A 20,237-nucleotide genomic window follows, 5' to 3' on the forward strand; every position below is an offset into this window, starting at 1 on the left:
TTGAATTTAGTAACCTAAGTTATCATAATTACCACACCTCGAACTGATACTTCTTTTTGAGGAGTATCGGATGAGTTTAAGAATATTTATGTTAACTAGCTTTAGTTAGCAAAAACAGTTTTAAAACTAACGTGCTAATACAGGCACATTTAAAGGTCAAGGAGATAAAAATGAAGCGTTTTACTAAACTCGCTCTAATCCCTGCAGCAGTAACAGCTGTGTTAGCAGGTAATGCATATGCTGGTACGGAAGCATGTTTTGAAATTTACAAAACGAATGTTGATGGCGAAATTTCTGCTTTTGGTACTACATACGAAGAAGCGTCTTGTGTTGCTAACCGTGGTGGCGCATCAAACGATGACTTAGCTGTAATCAATGAAACAAAAATTGCATACGAGCTAACTGGTAACCTACCAATCGACTTTGAAGATCTTAAAGGTGACGGTGCCACTTCTACAGATGATAGCCAACAAATCGTTTACATCCCAACTACTGACATCCCAGGCGGTACTAAACTTAAATTTAGAATCACAGGTGCGGTATTTGACGGTAACTCTAATCAAATTCACTTAGTTAAATACAACACAGACGATGCTGAAATTGAAGCAGTAGCTTCTTCAGATGGTCAAGTTGACGGTGAGTCAGAAATTACTTTCATCACTAAAGCGGGTATTACCATTGGTGCTGGTACGCGTTTAGCATTCTCTCGTGTTTCTACAGGTGCAGACGTAACATTTGCTGGTAGCGCAGTTGATCCTGTAGGTATCAAGATTGCTAATGACGAATGTACTACAGCTAACATTTCTAAATCAGTAAGCCTTAAAGCTGTTGAAGCGGTTACCGATGGTGGTAATGGTTACAGCATCTTAGGTGCAATCTCAGCAGACGAAAAAATTGCTGATATTTCTGCTCAGTTCTACGCTTTCCAAGACGCAACGACTGCTGAAGGCGATGTAAACGCAGAAAGCACTAACTCAATGGGCGCGGCAATTACAGCACGTACTGAATTTGTATTTGACCCAGATGCATCTAAGCAGTTAGTTTCTCGTAAAAACCAAGTTCTTTACAAGTCAGCTTTCTACAACCGTGGCCCGGTATTAGACCGTAGCATCGACTTAGTTTCTTCTGACCGTTTAGACACTAAATTTGTTTCTTCTGCGGCTCCTGGTGCAACTGTTAAAATGGGTATCTTTAACTCTCGTTTAGCAGCTACAGGTGTTGTTGATGAGCAAGAGCCAGTAGATATTGGCATTACTTGGGGTAGCTTTGGTTTAACTAAAGATACAGCTCCAGAGTATGAAACATACGCTGAAGATGTGTTTGACGCTAACGAGCTTAATGGTGATGTTGAGTCAAACCCAGTAGCTACAAGCAGCAAGCTATACAATGCAGAATACAACGAAGTATACTATGCAGTAACTAACCTTAACACTACAAACGGTGTTATGAACTTTAACTACGCTGTTGACACTAACTACACGTTAGACTTCGGTAACACTAACTACATTGACCACTGTGACATGAGCGTTCGTTCACACGAAATTGGTGTTAACGGTGCAGTGCTTAAAGTACCATACGCTGTAAACGGCGAAGGTAACTTTGTACGTGTAACAAACGAGCATGACGAAGCTGCAGAAGTAACTGTAGACGTATTCGGCGAGTCTGACGACGGTACTACTAACAACCGTAAAGTAACAGCTGTTAAACTTGGTACTGTTGCTGCTCAGTCTTCAGTAGTTTACTTTGTACCAGACCTAATTGAAGAAGCTGTTGAGCAAGCTGGTTACACTGGCGCTGACGGTGGTTACTCTGCAGGCGACTTAGGTGTTAACGCAAACTCAAACGCTAATCGTCACACTTTAACTTTCACAGTTACAGCACCACGTGACACAGTTCACGGTGTATCAGTACAACGTACATTAGGCGGTTCTGACCGTGTAATGCCTGTACTTGACCGTAACGAGTGGAGCCAGTAATAACTAACTAGTTTAGTTACTTACTAATAAACCCTCGCTTAGGCGGGGGTTTTTTTTTAATAAAAAGGAATATTAATGAAAAAGCTATTATTACTTTGTTTTGTTGTTATTTTATCTGGGTGCCAAAGTACACAAAACAACGAAAATGAAGAGTTAAAAAAAGAGCTAGCGCAATTAAAGAAAGTACAAAGACAAGTGGCTATTAAAGTGGGCTTAGGTGAGCTAGTTCGACCAGAAAAAATTGAATTATCTTCAGAAGCTATTTGGATTGGTAGTAAAGATGCTGAAGTAGTAATGATAGAGTTTACAGATTTACACTGCCCATATTGCAAAAAATTCCAGCAAACAGTGTGGCCAGAGTTAAAAGCTAAATATGTTGATACAAATAAATTAGCCGTATCAGCACGTGAATTTCCGCTAGCAAGTTTACACCCTAAAGCACCTTACGCAGCAGTTACGTTGCGTTGTGCCAATGAGCAAGATCAATATGAAAACGTCAAAGAACGTTTATTCGAGCTTGGTCAATCTGTTGTTAAAGGTTCATTAGATGAAATTGTAAAAGATTTTAACTTAGATCAAGAGCAGTTTGATGCGTGTTTAGCGAATACTGATGTTCATAATATTGTCACTCGCTCTTTACAAGATGCGGCTGAACTGGGCCTATCTTCAACGCCAACATTTATTATTGGTAAAAAAGAAGGCGATTACATTACTAATTACCAAATATTGACGGGTGCTGGAAGTTTAGAAAAGTTTGGTTCTGTAATAGATGAAGTAACAAAATCTAAATAGTGAATGTAGTTGCATTGCTTTTTAGCTGTGATAAATTTGGGGGCTAAATAAAAAGCCTCCTTTTTTATCTAAAAAACAAAACGTCATGGATTTGATTATGAAATACAAATTTAAAAGCTCCGGTTTTACACTCGTGGAACTGCTAATTGTTATGGTTATTTTAGGCCTTTTAGCTTCAATTGTTGCACCTCGCATGTTTAGTAAAGTGGATTCTGCAAGAGAAGGGACGGCGAAAGCGCAAATGCAAGTAATCGCGACTGCTCTTGACTCGTATCGGTTAGATATTGGCTATTATCCCGACACCCTTAATGAGTTACTCCAAAGTACTAAAAGACAATGGGATGGACCTTATTTCCCACAAAAAATACCACTAGATCCTTGGGGTAACGAATATAGCTATTCTGCCAGTTCAGAAGCTAATAGTGATATGTTTGTTTTAAAAAGCTTTGGGCGTGATGGCAAATTAGGTGGCGAGGGTGAAGACGCTGATGTGGAATACTAAAATAAAGGAATATGTAACCGCACACAATTTAATTGATGCAAATAGGCTGTCTCAAGCGCTTGAATACCAAAATGCAACATCAGAAAAGTTAGATGTCCTTTTATTAAATTCTGGTTGGATCGATGAAGATCAGCTAAGTATTATGTACGCTGATTTATTAAAATGTGGTAGGTGGACGCAGCCACTGCAGCTAGAACAAGCAGATATAAAAGCGTTAGAGGCTGTCAATACAGACTTTCTACTTTCAGCGCAGCTATTGCCACTAGAAATAAATAATAAAACACTTAAGTTGGGATTTGCCTCCCCGCATAATATGGAAGGTTTGGATTATCTAAGGTTCCTAGATTTTGAAATAGACTTTTTTGCTTTATCTAAAAAAGATTTTGAGCTTCTCAGTGAGCAATTTAAAGCACTTTTCCAGCAGCAGCCCGATTTAATAGTGTCATCAGATAATGTAGCCGCACTTAAAGAGCTTGCGTTAGGAGCACCTACAGTCAATTTAGTGAATAGCCTTATAAATAAAGGTGTTAAGTTGGGTGCGTCCGATTTACATATCGAACCAGTGGACGGGCGATATCGTGCCCGTTATAGAATCGATGGCATTTTAAAAGAAGCAGATCCAATCCCGCATAGTCTGCAGCTTGCCGTTATTTCTAGAATTAAAATCTTATCAGGTATGGATATAGCCGAAAAGCGCCGACCACAAGACGGCAAAATCGAAATGAAAGCAGGCTCTACAGACTTAGATATTCGTTGCTCAACACTGCCACTAGGGATGGGGGAGAGTGTGGTAATGCGTTTTTTAATAAAAAATGCAGTAAAGTTTGACTTAGGTACTTTAGGTTATTCGGAAGATTTAATAGATTATATAAATCAAGATCTAAAGCGTACATCAGGTGTTATTTTAATGACAGGCCCTACAGGGTCAGGTAAAACAACATCTTTATATTCTTTTTTAAATCAGATAAATAAACCCGATATCAAAATTATTACCTTAGAGGATCCTATTGAGTACCAACTAGCCGGTGTAAACCAAGTGCAAGTAAATTCTGATATTGGATTTGATTTTTCTGCTGGTTTAAGAAGTATAGTACGCCAAGATCCGGATGTGATCATGGTTGGTGAAATCCGTGATAACGAAACAGCGAAAATTGCTCTGCAATCTGCATTAACAGGGCATTTAGTATTTAGTACTGTTCATACTAATGATGCGCCCTCAGCTTACACCCGTTTAATGGACTTAGGTATAGAAGAATACCTACTGAATGCGGGTTTAGTTTCAATCATGGCGCAGCGCCTTGCTAGAACTTTATGTAACCATTGTAAGAAGCCGTTAGAGCAAGATGAAAGCCAAGATCTTATTGCTAAATATACACTCAACAAGTTAGCCCCCTTAAAAAATATTCGCTTACACCAAGCTGTAGGTTGCGATCATTGCGAGCATACTGGGTACACGGGCCGTGTTGCTTTTTTAGAGTACCTCCCTTGTGATAGCGATATTAAAAAAATTCCTAAAGATGAAAAGCTTTTAGATCAGCTCTATCAATTAATGGAAGACAAAAACTTACGTAGCTTAAAGCAAGATGGTTTATTAAAAGCAATCCAAGGGATTACAACGGTTGAAGAAGTTATGAGGGTGGCAGGATGAGCCAACTATATAAGTATAAAGCTTACTCTCATAGCGGCGAAACTGTAAACGGAGAAATCTCTGCCGAAAATGAAAAAGAAGCATTTTCTAAATTAAAGCAAGATTACAAATTAGTTATTAAGGTAAATGCAACTTACCAAGCAAGGCAACGAAAAAGAATCACCTTAGCTGATCTAGAGCAATCGACAAATCAATTAGCCACACTGCTTAAAAATGGACTTAAAATTGATAAAGCACTTTCAGTGCTTGTAAAGTCAAATCAAAAATCGGCAATCGGTTTGGTATGGTCTTCTGTACTTTCTGATATAAAACAAGGGGCTTTATTAAGCGATGCACTCGCAAAAAGGCCAGAGGCATTTTCTACTTTATTTGTAGAAATGGTAAGAATAGGTGAGAGTACGGGCAATCTACCGCAGGTATTTAATAGGCTTAGCCAAAACCTTTTGTTTCAAAATGCTCTGCGCAATAAGGTAGTTCAAGCAATTACATACCCCTTTTTTATACTTATAGTATGTATTACCGCTATTTGGGCAATTTTTAACTTTGTAATACCTAGCATGTCATCAATGTTTGATTCCGTCGATGATGTTCCTACCTACACGCAAGTACTTATTGATGCATCACAATGGATACAGAATTATCAGCTTCATTTACTAGTATGCATTTTAGCAGTGATATCAGGTTTAATTTTTGCCTTTCAAAATCATGAGTTTAAAATAAAAATGATACAGGCAACAGTAAACTTACCTTTAATACGCACTATAATTAAACAATCAGATCGAATACGCTTTGCCACATCATTGCAGTTGACATTAGAAAGTGGCGTAAGTTTATCTTCGGGGTTGCAGCTAGCTAGTGAAACCGTAATAAATCCTAAACTGAAAAAAAGTTTAAGAAATATTGTAGTATCAGTATCCGCAGGTGGAGTATTAAGTGATGAATTGGCTAAGTTAACGCTATTTGATGATATTGGCATCTCCCTAATTTCCGTGGGTGAAGAAAGTGGCACGCTTACAAGCTCATTTACCGAAATAGCGCAGCGCTCAAGATTAAGTTTTGAGCAATGGCTTATTAAATTTACAGCTATGCTAGAACCATTACTGATTTTAGTAATGGGTGGAGTAGTAGGTTCTGTGGTTATCACCATGTTGCTTAGTATTGTATCGATAAACGATGTCTCATTCTAAATATAAAGGGTTTACATTAATAGAGCTACTTATCGTATTGGTGCTGATTGGATTGGCAACATCGTTTGTTCTACCAAATATGTGGAAACAATTTGATCAAGCTAAACTCTATAGCGAAAAAAAACAGCTCTCTTCAATTATAACTTTTGCTAAAGAGTACAGTGTTTATAAGGGCGGTTCAGTAAAGTTAGTTTTAAACGAAAATACATTAAGAGTCTACGAACAAAAAATACCGCAATCTGATGTAGAAATGGATGAAATCAAAGGTGAAACGAATAACCTTGATGATGAACAAAATTTACAAGATGAAAAGCAAAGCGCTGAGAGTCCAGAGCGGTTAATTAAAAAAATTGAATTTAATATATTAACATTACAAGATAAGTCTTTTATTTTTGATGCACAAAGCTACTTTAAAAAGGTGGTAATAACGATTGGTATAAATGGAACTCAAAAGAGAGAAAAAATTGAGATATAGCAAGGGAATGACGCTTATAGAGGTATTAATTGCTTCTATTATCTTATTTATAGCTGTTAGTGCAATTAGTTTTGTATCTCGAGCGTCAATGCTACATGAGCAAAAGCTAAAAAATAATATATCTCGGGGTTTACTTGCCGAACATATAAAAGATTTTGTGAGTTACAAATATCAATATGAAAATATAACGCAAGGTAGCTATAAGATAGGCTCTAATGAATATAAATGGCACGTAGAGGTGATTGAATCAAAGCCCGTAGTGCGTTTTATTTCTTCCGAAACGACACAAGATACTGACAAAAAAGATGATAATTTAGAACTGTACGAAGTAACTGTTAGTCAAAAAAGCCAAGAAAAGACAATATTGAGATTTAAAGATGTATATTGGAAGCAATAAAAGGAGACAGTCGGCTTTTACGTTAATCGAAGTACTCGTCGCAATGGTCATCTTTTCTCTAGTAATGACAGTCTCAGTGACCAGTTACAGGTTTTCACTAAGTGAGTTAACTAAAGAAGAAAAAAACAATCAAATAAAACACTTAACAACGACCAAGTTAATTAATAGTCAAATTCATTCTTTAACACCCTTTATCTTTAGAACAGAAATGGGTGAGCAGGTGCCTTTTTTTCAAGGCAATAGCAACGCATTTTCATTCATTACTGATAAACCCATTCAAGTTACTTCTCCGTTAGCGGTTGCTACGTTACAAGTGGTTGACGATACGGTGCAATATTGTGAGATAGAATATGGTACATTTTTACTTGAAGATATTGATCGCATGCCTAAAGATTGCAGTTCACCTATTACCTACCTGACAGGTAAAGATATTTCTATCACTTACTTCGGGTGGAAAGATAATTTTGAGTTAAGTAACTTTTATTCTGAATATTTAAATATAGCTGTAAAGCCTAAGCCATTGTGGTCTGCAACTTTTTCTGCTGCCAAAAGAAAACTAATGCCGCTATACGTACGGATCTCCATAGCTGAACATACTGATATTTTATTTAAGATACCTCAGTTAACTTCTTTTGAATTAGGAGCAAGTAATGCTTTCGAGGGTTAAGTCAAACCAGGGGGTAGCGTTAATTGTGGTGTTAATGATTACTGCTGTAATGGCAGTTATTATGTTGTATATGTCTGGGCAAGGCCAAAATAATGCACGATTAGCCGGTATGGTAAAACAAAACACAGATGCATCTTTAAACTTAGAAAGCACTCAAGCAGAAGTAATTTACAGCTATATGACAAGTAACTTTAGTATTTTAGGGCCCAGAGCTGATTACTTAGGGAAGCCTATTATAAATGACTTTACTCAAAGTTTTACGGGTGAAACCAAGAAACTAAAGGATTATAACGTAACGGTTCAAGATATAAGCGGGCTAGTCTCTATTGTACCTTTAAATAAGAATGACTTTAACCGTTTATTAGCCTTGAACGGTGTGGGAGAGACTGAGCTTTTAAAAATACAAGATAGGCTTGATGATTGGCAAGACCAAGATAACTTCAGGCACTTAGAAGGGGCTGAAAAAGGTGATTACCCACAACCTGAGCTTCCTAAAAATGGAATTATTCAAACAACGCAAGAGCTGAGATATATATTTGACAATGATACGCTATATGAACAAATAAAGCCGCACATTACTATGTATGGGGGAGACTACATAGTTCGACAATTTGTGCCTAAATCTTTATACTCCGCATTAGGAATTTCTGAGCAGAGTGCTCAAACTACATCAGAGGATGGTGTTACTTACCCTAGCGGACGCTTTCTGATCAAGATTTCTTCAAATAACAATATTTCAATAACAAAAAAGTTTATTTTATTACGGGGACAGGATTCCTTCCGTCCATACTCTATAACAGATGAAGAGCTAATTTTTAGATAATGAAAAAAGTATTAAAAAGGCTAGGTTCTCCCTCGGCTTTTTGCCATTACAAATACCATCTGACAGCAGAGTGTATTGTAGAGCAAACTAAATTAAGCAAGCCTAGGCTGTCTTTGATAACAGGGTGTTTACTCGATAGAAACCTTTTTTGGGCAACAACACGCACCTACGAAAACACTTCTATAACTGAACTTAAAAGCATAGTTCAAGCCGAAAAAATGCAGCTTCCACCTATGGAGGGAAAATTTTATTGGTCAATAGAAGCGCTAAGGAATAATCAATTTACAATATCGTACTTTGTTGTGCCTCAGAATGTGTTGGATGAAATTCCTTCTGAGTGTCGTTTAATTGCACCTCTTTATTCGAGCGCTGGAGAAGCACAAGTGCAGCCATTACTGATAAAGCATAATGTAGTAAAAGTCGACTTTGCTTCTCATGTAGATAGGTTAAACTGGTTAAACTTATCGGGCTTATTTGGCGTAAATAAACAAGCATCTAGTAAGCCTGAAAAGCTTTCAAATCGAAAATTGCTCATAGCAATCACTTCTTTATTGAGTGCGACAGCTATTTTGTTAAGTGCATATCTTATACTTGCTACTAGTTATTACGTTGATAAAAAGTCAAAAAATGAAGCTGCTGTAACCGAGGTTCTTTCTGGGCGACAAGCAACAAATAAAGAATTAACTTTAGCAACGGGTTTAATCGAATTCTTAGCTACTAATCCAAATGTGCTTGATAAGTTGAGCCAAATAAAACTAGAAGACGATGATGTATTTATAGAGCGAGTTAAAGTTATCCCTACCGGTGTTGAGCTATTTGGAACAACAGAGAACTCCGCAACAAAAATACTTGAGCAAATAATTAGTGCTGAATCTGTCAAAGAGGCTAAATTTTCGCGAGCGGTTACAAAAAACAAACAAGGTTTGGAAACGTTTACTATTGAGGTGACATGGAAGTGAATGCATCATCTATATCTATAAAAAAGTGGGGGTTATTGTTAATAGCGCTACTTTTAAGTTTTGAGTTTTTGATTTTTCCTTGGCTAGATTGGCTTGATGCAAATAAGAGTGAGTTGCAAAGCCTAGAAAAAATAGTGGCTAAGCAAGAGAGCTTGCTAGCTTCAGATGAGCAGAGGCGAAATAATTCCGAGTCGTTCGCAGCAAACTTAAGTGATTTTTCTGAGCTACCTATTTTAGATAATAATCAGGACCCTGCATTACTATGGCTCCAGGTCATTGATGCGGCGGTAGAGCGGTATGAGCTGAACATTAATAATAAAGCACCTTTTAGAGAAGTAAAAATCAACGATGCATACTCTGTTTATGCAGGTAGACTCAACGTATCGGGAAGTTATAACGAGGTTTTAAATTTACTTTATGAACTCGAAAATATAAAAGAGGGTAACCGCGTAAGGCAGGTTTCTTTTACGCGCACAAAAGCAACGCCCGACAGGGTAACTGCAAATATAGAGTTTGTACGGGTATTTAAAAAGTCATGAGAAATATATTAATACTTTTATGCGTATGTATTGCAATAATTACATGGGTAAGCGATTTTTTGTTACCCGAAAATCAAAGCCATCAAAAAAAAGCGCCGGCTTCGGTAAAGTTAAATGTAAGTAGAGTAGCGCAAACTCAATTCGATATAGAGCAACTGGCAAACACCTTGGGCGTAGATTACTCAGAAATAGGTAAAGACAGCAACGAGGGCGATGATAAAGGTCCCGATATTATAGATGCTACGCTTTCATTAGTTTCTGTTTACACCAGTGGTAATGTTGCAAACGCAAGAATCAAGATAAAAACCCCTGATGGAGAGGAGTTAATTAACCTTTCAAAAGGAGATAAGTTTGAATCGTTAGAGCTACAGGAAATTTTAGCAGCTGCGGTTGAATTATCTAATAACGGTCAACAAGTTTTACTGAAAATGTACAAGCCTGAAGTTATCAGTATTACAAAAACAAATGGTGTTGAGGAAGTAACAAAATGAATAATAAACCATTAAAAGGATCTCTTTTAGTTTTAGTCGCATTAGCAGTATCTGGTTGTACAACAACAGGTAAATTACGAGATAACGATTTAGCAGTAGATAGATCAATATTAAAAACAACAGGTATTAAGCAAACACAAGAGCAGATAGCTAAAGAGCAAGCTAAAACGCAGGCTGAATTTAGTTCATTAAAAGTTCAAGATTTAGGCGGTATAACACGTTTAGAAGAAGAAGCTAAAAAAGCGCCAGAGCTAACCGGTGAGCCGATTACTTTTTCTGCAGACGAGGTATCTGTAAAAGAGTTTACAAGTCGCGTATTTGATGACCTTTTAAGTATTAACTATGTAGTTGCGCCGCAATTGGCAGCATCAAATGAGAAAATAACACTAAATATATCGAGTGCAATCTCAAGAGCTGCATTTTATGAGGTTGTAATAAAAACACTCGAAGAAAGTGCGATTAGAGCTTTAAGAAAAGATAATATTTTATACCTTTCTAAAGCAACGTCTTCAGATCAAAAAAACTCAATAGCAATCGGTATAGGTAATAATACAGCGGATATCCCTGACATATCAGGTGCAATCACACAGATTGTGCCATACGTTTATAGCAGTAGCCGAAACATTACTAGCATAATGAAAAAGCTATCAACAGCCCAAGTTACTGTTAATTCATTGCAAAAATTAATTATTTTAGAAGGTGAGCGAGCTGAAATTTTACGCGCTATGAAAATAATTAATATGCTTGATGTACCTCGCGCATATGGACGCCAAATTAGATTAATAGAATTTGCTAATATTTCGCCTATTGAAGGGATAGAGCAAATTGAAAAACTGCTAATCGAAGATGGAATGCAGGTCTCTAAAGAGGGCGATGCCTCGTTTGTTCCTATCCCTCGTATTAATGCATTTGTAGCGTATGCGGCGAGTGAAAAAATAATCGACAGAATTACATTTTGGGCAAATAAAATAGATGTGCCTATTGCGGGTGATGAAAGGCAGTACTTTGTATACAAACCCAAATTCGCTAAAGCAGAAGAAATGCTAGAGTCTATAAATGGATTGCTTAATGGCCAAGCCCCATCCACGCCACAATCTAACCGTGAAGGAGGAAAAGGTAAAAAGAGCGGTACTACTGGCTCTATGCGCTTTAGCCTAGATAAACAACAAAATGCGCTAATTTTTTATGCAACAAACGATGAATACCGCTTAGTAGAATCGTTAATGCAAAAAATGGATGTATTACCCGGACAAGTGATTCTTGATGTGACTATTTTGGAAGTAACGCTTGGTGATAGTATGTCATCAGGCATAGATTGGTTTTATCAAAATTCAAATTCTAATGAATCGCTTTCTGCTAGTAATGCCACACTTTCTAGTTCTGGAAGTATTGCTGGAGCGGTATTAAGTGGTAACTGGCAAGCAACCTTCAACTGGAAGGACAGCGTGAGCGATGCGCGTGTTATATCAAGACCATACTTAATTGTAAGAGACGGCGAATCAGCCACGATCACCTCTGGCGATCAGGTGCCTATTATTACGCAAACAGTTGAAAGCTTAGGTAGCAATAATGCGGTATCTAACTCGGTGCAATATCGCTCTACAGGTGTGAACGTGACTATTTCACCCATCATTAATTCTCAAGGTGTAATTACACTGAGTGTTTCAATGTCGGTGAGTGATGCAAATCCAAATGAATTAGGTGGGAGCTCATCTCCGACTATCACAAACCGTGCAATCACTTCTGAAATTTTATCAGCAGATGGCCAAACAGTAGCATTAGGTGGTTTAATTCAAGAAAAGAAAAACAAGTATAACAATGGTGTTCCGTTGCTAAGCACAATCCCAATTATAGGTAACTTATTTAAAAGCAATGTAGATTCACTGGATCGCACTGAGCTAGTTATGTTAATTACCACAAAAGTTGTAAACGAGAGCTTTGAAGTGGATGAATTCAGTGAAGCTATGGCCGAGCTATACAGCGCACCAATTACAATTAAATGAGTAAATAAATGAAGTTATTATTAGTAGGTAACCATACGTGTGGGAACAGAGGCGATGGGGCAATTTTAAGAGGGTTGATTGCTGAATTAAGGTCACAACAGCCTGATATAAAGCTAGATATTTACAGTCGCTTTCATGTTAGCTCAAGTTACTTACTTAATGAAACTCTACATCCGGATCCGCTTGATGAGTACCACTCATCGGGTGGCTCTTTTAAAGAGCGCTTATGGAAAAGAGTCAGCCAACGGTTTTTAGGGTACAGTCTAGCTAAAAAGCTCAAGTCAAATAATATAAGCAAGTTACCAGAACACATTCAGCAATATATAGAACGTTTAAAAGGTTACGATGCTGTTATACAAGTGGGAGGGTCTTTTTTTGTTGATTTATACGGTCCTGCTCAGTTCGAACACGCTTTGTGTGCATTAATTGCTAATAAAAAGCTATTTATGCTTGGGCACTCAGTTGGCCCATTCGATAGCAAAAAGTACTCTGCTCTAGCAAATCAAGTTTTTTCATCAGTAGACTCACTAGCATTAAGAGAGAGTTTAAGCCTTGATTATATGCGTAGCGCCTCCATCAGTAATTCAAAAGTAACGAGCGGCGCAGATACAGCATGGACGGTGCCTAATAACGTACTTACTTTAAAGCCACATCTTACTAAATTAGTGACCGGTAGGCCTACCGTTGCTATAACACTTAGAAACCTAGCGCCTTTTGATAAGCGCCTGGGTGTTACTCAACAAGAATACGAAGCTCGTTTCGCATGTGTTATTAATGAGCTCATTGCTGATGGCTATAAAGTAGTGCTTTGTTCAACGTGTACAGGAATTGGTGGCTATCATCGAGATGATAGAATGGTCGCTTTAAAAGTCCAAGGGCTAGTTAATGAAATTGAGCACTGCCATGTCATAATGGATGAGCTAAATGACATTGAGTTAGGAACTTTTTTAAGCCACTGTATCTTAACAATTGGCACTCGCCTCCATAGTGCCATTATTTCAATGAACTTTGGCACTCCAGCAATCGCGATAAATTACGAGCACAAATCTAAAGGCATTATGGCGCAGTTAGATATGCCCGAGCTCTCTAAAGATATTAGTACCTTATTTGATGGTAATTTGTTAACCAGTGCAAAGGAAGTACTAAACAACATTGAGCAAGTTAAAGTAAAAATGAATGTTCAGGTAGAACAAGAAAGACAAAAAGTAAGGATGATGATACAAAATACATTAAATAATATCAGCGGAAAAAAATGAAAATCACGTTCTTTTTGAACCAATTCCCAGAGCCATCAGAAACATTTGTTATTAATCAGATCATTGGTCTGATCAAACTTGGAAATGAAGTCAATATTATTGCTACACGTAAGGGTAATGTAGCGCAATGCCAGCAATCTGTAATAGATTACTCACTCGTTGAAAAAACGACTTACTTAACAGCTGAATCCACAAAAGATAGTGCGATTAATATTAGAGCTAAACGTATATTAAATACAATTAAACCACTAAACATAACAAATAAATTAAAAGCACTAAATATGAAGCGTTTTGGGATCCATAGTAAATCACTACTCTTACCTAGTATAGTTACCCAAAATAGCAAGGTTTATGAAGCTGATATTTTTGTTGCTCATTTTGGTACGGCAGGCGTAGTAGCAAACAAATTAAGAGAGCTAAATTTATTAAAGGGTAAACTCATAACTATCTTTCATGGTTCGGATATTTCTGTCCATTCTATATTAAAATTATTTAAAGATGACTATAAAAAGCTCTTTATGACCGGCGAACTCATGGTTCCTATTAGTGATCTGTGGAGGAATAGGTTAGTAGAGCTAGGCTGCCCTGAGAATAAAATAAAAGTTAACCGTATGGGAATAGATAGCAAGCAGTTTGAATGTAGAGAGTTAAACAAGCCACTATCAAACATACTTAAAATTATTACGGTCGCTCGCTTTACAGAAAAAAAAGGACTTACCTATGCGCTTGATGCCATGGCTATATTACAAAGTAAAGGTATTAAGTTTGAATATAATATTATTGGTGATGGTGAATTAAAAAGTGACATTGAAAATCAAATAGCAAAGTTAGCATTAAAAAATGTAAAGTTATTAGGTTTCCAACCTCAAAATAAAGTCTCAGAGTTACTTAATGAGTCAGATGTTTTTTTATTGCCTTCAATAACAGCAAAAACAGGAGACATGGAAGGCATTCCTGTTTCATTGATGGAAGCTATGGCCATGGGATTGCTGACTGTATCGACCTATCATAGTGGAATACCAGAGTTAATAAGTGATTCGCAAAATGGCTTTTTAGTACCAGAGCGAAATACTGAAGAAATAGCTAATGTGGTTCTAAAAATAGTAAATAATGAAATAAATATCGAAGAAATACGCAAAGAAGCTAAGGCACGGATTGATACTTCTTTTGAACAAACCAAACTTTACAAAGAGTTTGTAGGGATACTGGAAAAGGTAAATGAGCAATAAAAAGCAGGGGGCTTGGTTATTTGTATCAGCAGGGGTTGCTGGAGGCGTACAATTTTTAATATTTTCAATGTTAGCTTATTACACAAGCCCAGAATCTATCGGTGTTTTAGCCATTGTAAACGTGTTTTTAGCAATTGCATTTTTAGTGCAAGACATGGGATTGTCTAATTATTTTATATACAAGCAAAATTTAACCCGAGCACAGAGCTCAACTTTATACTATACAAACTGTGTCCTAGGACTTATAGCGAGTTTAATTATTACCGTATTAGCGGCGCCCGTTGAGAGCTTTTATGATTCTAATGATATAGGGCAAAGTATGTATATTATGGCGTTTAATTTTGTTTTATTAGGGTTTTCCGCTCAATATCAAGCAAACTTTATAAAAAGTGAGCAAAATGTAACCTTAGCTAAAATTGATATTGCTATTAAAATTAGCCTGCTTATCTCTACTTTTACTTTAATTCAACTAGGTATATCGAGTATTTTCCCGTACCTATATTCGTATTTAATTACCAACTTTATTCGCTACCTTGTTTTTGTATTTATTGCTGATAAAACATGGCACCCAACTTTAAAAGTTGATCTAAAAATTATTAAGCCTGCAATAGCGTTCGGAAGTTACCAAATGGGTTCTCAAGTAATTAGTCAAGTTAGAACTCAGCTCGATCAGCTTATAATAGGTAAAATAATGGGCGTAGAAATACTTGGCCTTTATTCTTTTGCCAAAGAGCTCATAATGCAGCCAGTTAAATTTATTCGTACATTAATTGCTAGAATGCTTTATCCAAAGCTTGCACGACTACAAGATAACCAGAGAGAGTTTTATAAGGTGCTAAATGGCTCTGCTAAAACGCTCTTGTTATTAAACTCAACTTTATACTTTCTTTACGTCATAGGATTGCTTGTTTTAGTACACTTTTTCTTTCATGAGTACGAGAAATCATTACCCGTATTGTGCATATTACTTATACTTGGTTTGGTGGCACCTTTTGGTAGTTTATTTGGAGTTATTGCACAAGCAAAGGGAAATACAAAAATAGAATTTAACTGGAGTATGATTTCAGCAGTAATTAGTGTTATTTCACTCTTTTTTATTGCGCAGGTGGGCAATATAAACCTATTTTCGTTAGGCGTCGCGGGGTTACAAATTTCTTTAACTATAGGAGCTTTTTTCTATTTTGGTCGTTATAACCAAAGCATATCGAAAAAAAGTTTCTTTTTAATGTTAAGTGCTAATTTAGGGTTATATGCTGCTGTATATTTGTTATACGCTCTGCTGTAAAGCTAAAAACGACAGTTTAAATGCTGTCGTTTTTATTGTCAGGCTCAATATCAAAATAGCGAAGCTCATTTAATGAAATTGAGCTCGATATTTTTCTCGAAAAAAGCATTTCGCTGTTTTTCACCTTTTCAAAATCTTCTTCCTGCAGCGTTCTAGGGTAATCAGGACCATTTTTCCAATCTATATAGCGCAGTGCATGCTCTGCAATACTATCAATATTTAAAGATTTAGGATGTTTATAAATGTTATTTTTAAACTCACTATTATAAATTATAGAGTGAAAAAATACTTCATCAGCACATAAGGAACGTGCAAATTTGAGCTTGTAGTGAGGATTGCGAGCAACAAAGCTATTTATCATCTCAATGCAGCCTTTGGTTAAGCTAAACCAGTTAGTGCCCTTGTAAAGTGGAATGTCGAGTGTGCTATATAGCCCTAAATTAAAACGCATATTAGTGTATGAAAAAAATGCTTTTTTACAAACCTTCTCAATAAAAGAGTTATTTTTTTTAAAACATAAAGAAGGATAATTAAACAACACCCTAAGCTCTGGATTTATAGGCGAAGTACGATTTTCTTGAAAAGCAATATATTCATACTTTCCTTTGTTTGGCAATGTATCTAATCTGTTTTGTGAGATTAATATGTCGTCGCCCGATATTAAATGAAAATAGTCATATTCGTGCTCTAAAGAGGCTTTAATAAGTTCAAGGGTGGCATCAATTTGAGATACATCTCCCCAAGACACCTCTATTCTTTTTTCTATAAAAATAACATTTTTAGACTTTAAGTATAAAAATGGTTCAATATCAGACTTTTTATCTACATGAATCAAAATGGTGTTGTTTGGATTTTTTGACGCTTTTAATACTGTGTACTCTAATGAAGAGCTTATTCGGTGAGCTGTAATTGCTATGCAATTCATGTGTGACCTTATCGTGATGCTTTAAATTTACTTTTTAGTTATCGTTTTACTATGCTAGTGTTTTGAAGTGTTTTTTTATTTAGCCTGTTTATAAAAGCAACAAGCGCTATAACAAAACTAGACCATAAAGCAGAGCGGTATGCATCTACAGGTGTGCCAGTAAATGAATAAAGCGTGGCTGAAAAAAAACTAATATGACAAGCAACACTTAACTGAAAAAGCTCAAAACTAGCTAATTTTTTATCGTATAGTTTTTTACACTTTATACAAACCATTAGCGAATAATAATAAAAAATAAATAGCATTGAAGTAAAGGCGATCAAGCCAAGCAATCCATAGCGAAATAAATAATCCAGATAACTATTCTCAATTATTACGCCCTTTAATGCCAGCGGCGAGCCACTATACCAATATGTGAAACCTTCTGTTAAAGCAAGTATAGTTTGATTTTTTCGAGTCGATGTTGAGCCATCTAAATGACCTTGTTGTAATAGATCAATAAATCTTGTTATGTAATCAAGGTTTACTCCAAAATAGGCTATTAATAATATAAATAAAGTAAGAAGGGTAACCATGCTAAGCATAATTTTTTTAGCTATACCCAGTCTTAAAATTATAGATAAAAATGTAAAATATAATGCAGTAATTACAGTTGCTAAATAACCGGTTTTTGATTGCGATAAAAAAATCGCAAGAAAGGCTAAAATAATAAACAAAGCCGCAGATTTTTTATTACTTCCGAAAAAAAACTCAATAATATAAACAGCTAAAAAAAAGCTTAAGAAATAACAGGTAATATAAACCCAGTCAAAAGTACCCGGCGCTCTAAAGCCAAACCCGCTATAAACGTCTTTAAAGCTAAGCATTTTCAATGGCGCAATATCGCCAAATATTATTTGCAATAAGATAACTATTAATTGAACTATAAAAATAGCGGTTAAAGCTTTTTTTATTTTTATGCTGTTGGTAAGTTTGAAGTTTTCCACAAGCAAAGAATAGAAAAATATAACGTATGAAAATAATAAAATCGGCTTGATTAGGACAGAAAAATGAAAAGTCGAAAAATTTTTAATAGCAAAAGGAAAGCTTATCAACATCGCAAAAAGCGGAAGCCAATACACATAAGCAACATTAGGTATACTAACTTTGGTTCTAGTGGCAAAAATAATTAACGTTAAATAAGCAAGCATTACTACAAAATACGATTTTTGCATCACAGCTGCATCAATCGTAGGGATGAAATACGTTGGCCAGTAACACAAAACAAATAACGTAGACAGTACTAGCCATTGTGCAGTGTTTAAAGGTACATTATTTTTTTGCAAACTTAAGCCCAATCATTTTGTATAAATAGCTTATGGTAAATTTAGGGTATTTTTTTAATACTCTGTCGCGCACATGCTTGTGCAATACCATGCGTTGCAGCCACCTTAACCCAAGTTTTTTTACTAAGGGATGATAGTAATCGGGTTTTATAGATGTTTGTGTTAAAAAGCCGCCGCAAGTGATAATAACGGCAGGTTTAATCAGCTTGTGTTTTAATTCAATTGAAAAGCGCTCCTGATAAGGAGTACCCATACCGACTAGTACAACGTCAGGCTCTAATAAATTAAGCTCATTAATTGTTTCATCAGGGTTATTGATATATCCATCTCGCTGGTAGACAACATTCAAGTTAGGGAACTGCTTTTTTAGATTAATAACGGCCAGTGAGTTTTCGTCTGTAGTTGCACCTATAATCGCAATACGCTTATTTTTATTTGCTACATACTGTAAAAAAGGCTCAGCAATAGAGCTGTAGTCAAAGCTTGCCCTGGTTATTTTTTGCAAAAATAAGTTGTGAAGAATGCATAGTAATGCACCATCAGAAAAATACGCATCAACCTCATCGATTAAGCGCGCTTCCTTTGCTACCTCACAATATGAAAAAGGATTTACAAACGAAATAATGTAAGACGAAGCCGAGCCAAATGCCTTATTTTGAATATCAGTAAAATGATCACCTGAGTGTATTTTATTATTAAGCAATTTATTCATAATAGTGACTTAAATAACTTATAATATGAATCCGTAGCCACTGACAGTAAAAATGGCTCCACATTAGGTGAAATAGGTAATTTTTGTTGTTTATTTAGTTCTAAGATTGCATTTGCAAAGTTACCAATATCCATAAAGTCAATTAAATGCCCATTTTCTCCATTGTTAGTTAGCTCTCTAGGGCCGTAGTTACAATCAAACGCTATAATAGGTGTTTTTAAAAATGCGGCTTCAACTAATACAGTTGGCAACCCTTCCCAGCGAGAGGTTAAAAGTATGGCGTTAGCATTTGCTATATATTTGTAAGGGTTACTTTGTGAGCCATGAAGAATGATATTATCACTGAGCTTTTTGCTACGTATTTTTTCTTTTAAGTTATCATGCTCAGGACCATCTCCAACAATAACAACTTTAATGTCATTTATTGTTTTTTTAGCCTCATAAATAGTCTCTATCAACAAATCATACCCTTTTTGATGATGGAGCCTGCCTACACAAACAAAATAATTATCAAAATCAACCTTTTCACGAGCTTGCTTTTCAATAGATTTGTCTAGTACTGGGTTATAAATACAAAGCGCCTGATCTTTTCGTACAACATTTAATGTAATTAAGTTAGTTAATATACCTTTAGATACACAAACAACCTTATCTAGCTGCGAATATAAAAAGGTCGCACCTAATCGCCTTATTATATTTTTAAAATAATTTTCTTGAGGTAAATTAATAGGGACATGCTGTACAGCTATTTTTTTTATTTTTTTAGGTACAAACAGCCCATATTTAGACAGTCCGCCTTTGGTAAATAAAATTACATCAGGATTAAGTTCATCAGCGAGTCGACGAAAAATAATTAACGCGTTTTTATCTCTTAGCGCATAAATAGGTGCTAACTTATCAAAGCGAGAGGTAAGCTCTCCACTTTTACGTTCACAAATAATAGAGACTCTACAATTGTAACCTTCAAGCAAGCCGGTTATTAGCTGCTCAGTGACCCTTTCAACGCCACCTAGGCAAAAGTCTTCAAAAACAAAAACAATGTGCAT

20 protein-coding genes are annotated in these 20,237 nt (G+C 36.1%); 16 read left to right on the forward strand and 4 right to left on the reverse strand.

The features are described 5' to 3' along the window. Positions 1-170: 170 nt before the first annotated feature. From B4F91_RS14145 to B4F91_RS14220, 16 genes are all read left to right on the forward strand, one after another. The gene (locus tag B4F91_RS14145; protein ID WP_096041096.1) at positions 171-1,976 is read left to right on the forward strand and encodes a hypothetical protein; all 1,806 of its coding nucleotides are present in this window, start codon (positions 171-173) and stop codon (positions 1,974-1,976) included. A 75-nt stretch (positions 1,977-2,051) separates the two neighbouring features. After that, positions 2,052-2,768, forward strand: coding sequence for a DsbA family protein (locus B4F91_RS14150; RefSeq protein ID WP_055016684.1), 717 nt, complete (start codon positions 2,052-2,054; stop codon positions 2,766-2,768). Between the two features lie 97 nt (positions 2,769-2,865). Beyond that, positions 2,866-3,270: a type II secretion system major pseudopilin GspG gene (gspG, locus tag B4F91_RS14155; RefSeq protein ID WP_055016685.1), complete on the forward strand. Its 405-nt coding sequence runs from the start codon at positions 2,866-2,868 to the stop codon at positions 3,268-3,270. After that, entirely contained in the window at positions 3,245-4,918 is a 1,674-nt protein-coding gene (locus tag B4F91_RS14160) for a GspE/PulE family protein (RefSeq protein ID WP_257125143.1), read from the forward strand. The genes gspG and B4F91_RS14160 overlap by 26 nt, the downstream gene beginning before the upstream one ends. Beyond that, positions 4,915-6,105 (forward strand): type II secretion system F family protein, encoded by a 1,191-nt coding sequence (locus B4F91_RS14165; protein ID WP_055016687.1) that lies wholly within the window; start codon positions 4,915-4,917, stop codon positions 6,103-6,105. The genes B4F91_RS14160 and B4F91_RS14165 overlap by 4 nt, the downstream gene beginning before the upstream one ends. Next, positions 6,092-6,580 (forward strand): prepilin-type N-terminal cleavage/methylation domain-containing protein, encoded by a 489-nt coding sequence (locus tag B4F91_RS14170; RefSeq protein ID WP_286938229.1) that lies wholly within the window; start codon positions 6,092-6,094, stop codon positions 6,578-6,580. Before B4F91_RS14165 ends, B4F91_RS14170 begins: the two co-directional genes overlap by 14 nt. Beyond that, positions 6,546-6,977 carry a type IV pilus modification PilV family protein gene (locus B4F91_RS14175; protein ID WP_152967915.1) on the forward strand — a complete coding sequence of 144 codons (432 nt, stop codon included), beginning with the start codon at positions 6,546-6,548 and terminating at the stop codon, positions 6,975-6,977. The genes B4F91_RS14170 and B4F91_RS14175 overlap by 35 nt, the downstream gene beginning before the upstream one ends. Next, complete coding sequence (locus tag B4F91_RS14180; protein WP_096041100.1) at positions 6,958-7,644, forward strand: type II secretion system protein; 687 nt, start codon at positions 6,958-6,960, stop codon at positions 7,642-7,644. The genes B4F91_RS14175 and B4F91_RS14180 overlap by 20 nt, the downstream gene beginning before the upstream one ends. A 34-nt stretch (positions 7,645-7,678) precedes the next feature. Continuing rightward, positions 7,679-8,467, forward strand: a complete 789-nt coding sequence (locus B4F91_RS14185; protein WP_157742984.1) for a type II secretion system protein GspK — start codon at positions 7,679-7,681, stop codon at positions 8,465-8,467. Next, positions 8,467-9,426 (forward strand): hypothetical protein, encoded by a 960-nt coding sequence (locus B4F91_RS14190; RefSeq protein ID WP_286938233.1) that lies wholly within the window; start codon positions 8,467-8,469, stop codon positions 9,424-9,426. The genes B4F91_RS14185 and B4F91_RS14190 overlap by 1 nt, the downstream gene beginning before the upstream one ends. Next, positions 9,423-9,965, forward strand: a complete 543-nt coding sequence (locus tag B4F91_RS14195) for a hypothetical protein (RefSeq protein ID WP_157742985.1) — start codon at positions 9,423-9,425, stop codon at positions 9,963-9,965. Before B4F91_RS14190 ends, B4F91_RS14195 begins: the two co-directional genes overlap by 4 nt. Then, positions 9,962-10,456 (forward strand): hypothetical protein, encoded by a 495-nt coding sequence (locus tag B4F91_RS14200; protein ID WP_096041104.1) that lies wholly within the window; start codon positions 9,962-9,964, stop codon positions 10,454-10,456. The genes B4F91_RS14195 and B4F91_RS14200 overlap by 4 nt, the downstream gene beginning before the upstream one ends. Further along, a complete protein-coding gene (locus B4F91_RS14205; protein ID WP_286938235.1) occupies positions 10,453-12,459 on the forward strand; it encodes a secretin N-terminal domain-containing protein in 2,007 nt (668 codons plus the stop codon). The genes B4F91_RS14200 and B4F91_RS14205 overlap by 4 nt, the downstream gene beginning before the upstream one ends. An 8-nt stretch (positions 12,460-12,467) precedes the next feature. After that, entirely contained in the window at positions 12,468-13,715 is a 1,248-nt protein-coding gene (gene wcaK / locus B4F91_RS14210; RefSeq protein ID WP_286938236.1) for a colanic acid biosynthesis pyruvyl transferase WcaK, read from the forward strand. Then, entirely contained in the window at positions 13,712-14,944 is a 1,233-nt protein-coding gene (locus B4F91_RS14215) for a glycosyltransferase (RefSeq protein WP_286938238.1), read from the forward strand. Before wcaK ends, B4F91_RS14215 begins: the two co-directional genes overlap by 4 nt. After that, complete coding sequence (locus B4F91_RS14220; protein WP_286938239.1) at positions 14,934-16,229, forward strand: oligosaccharide flippase family protein; 1,296 nt, start codon at positions 14,934-14,936, stop codon at positions 16,227-16,229. Before B4F91_RS14215 ends, B4F91_RS14220 begins: the two co-directional genes overlap by 11 nt. Positions 16,230-16,245: 16 nt before the next feature. On the opposite strand, the gene B4F91_RS14225 is transcribed toward B4F91_RS14220, so the two are convergent. Genes B4F91_RS14225 through B4F91_RS14240 form a run of 4 tightly spaced genes read right to left on the reverse strand, consistent with a single transcriptional unit; the run spans position 16,246 to position 20,237 of the window. Further along, the gene (locus B4F91_RS14225) at positions 16,246-17,154 is read right to left on the reverse strand and encodes a beta-1,6-N-acetylglucosaminyltransferase (protein ID WP_096041109.1); all 909 of its coding nucleotides are present in this window, start codon (positions 17,152-17,154) and stop codon (positions 16,246-16,248) included. A gap of 38 nt (positions 17,155-17,192) precedes the next feature. Further along, a complete protein-coding gene (locus B4F91_RS14230; protein WP_096041110.1) occupies positions 17,193-18,479 on the reverse strand; it encodes a hypothetical protein in 1,287 nt (428 codons plus the stop codon). Beyond that, positions 18,466-19,191: a WecB/TagA/CpsF family glycosyltransferase gene (locus B4F91_RS14235; RefSeq protein ID WP_096041111.1), complete on the reverse strand. Its 726-nt coding sequence runs from the start codon at positions 19,189-19,191 to the stop codon at positions 18,466-18,468. Before B4F91_RS14235 ends, B4F91_RS14230 begins: the two co-directional genes overlap by 14 nt. After that, a complete protein-coding gene (locus tag B4F91_RS14240; protein ID WP_286938242.1) occupies positions 19,188-20,237 on the reverse strand; it encodes a glycosyltransferase in 1,050 nt (349 codons plus the stop codon). The genes B4F91_RS14235 and B4F91_RS14240 overlap by 4 nt, the downstream gene beginning before the upstream one ends.

The organism is Pseudoalteromonas sp. UBA6610 (genome assembly GCF_002433295.1).
Lineage (GTDB): Bacteria > Pseudomonadota > Gammaproteobacteria > Enterobacterales > Alteromonadaceae > Pseudoalteromonas > Pseudoalteromonas atlantica.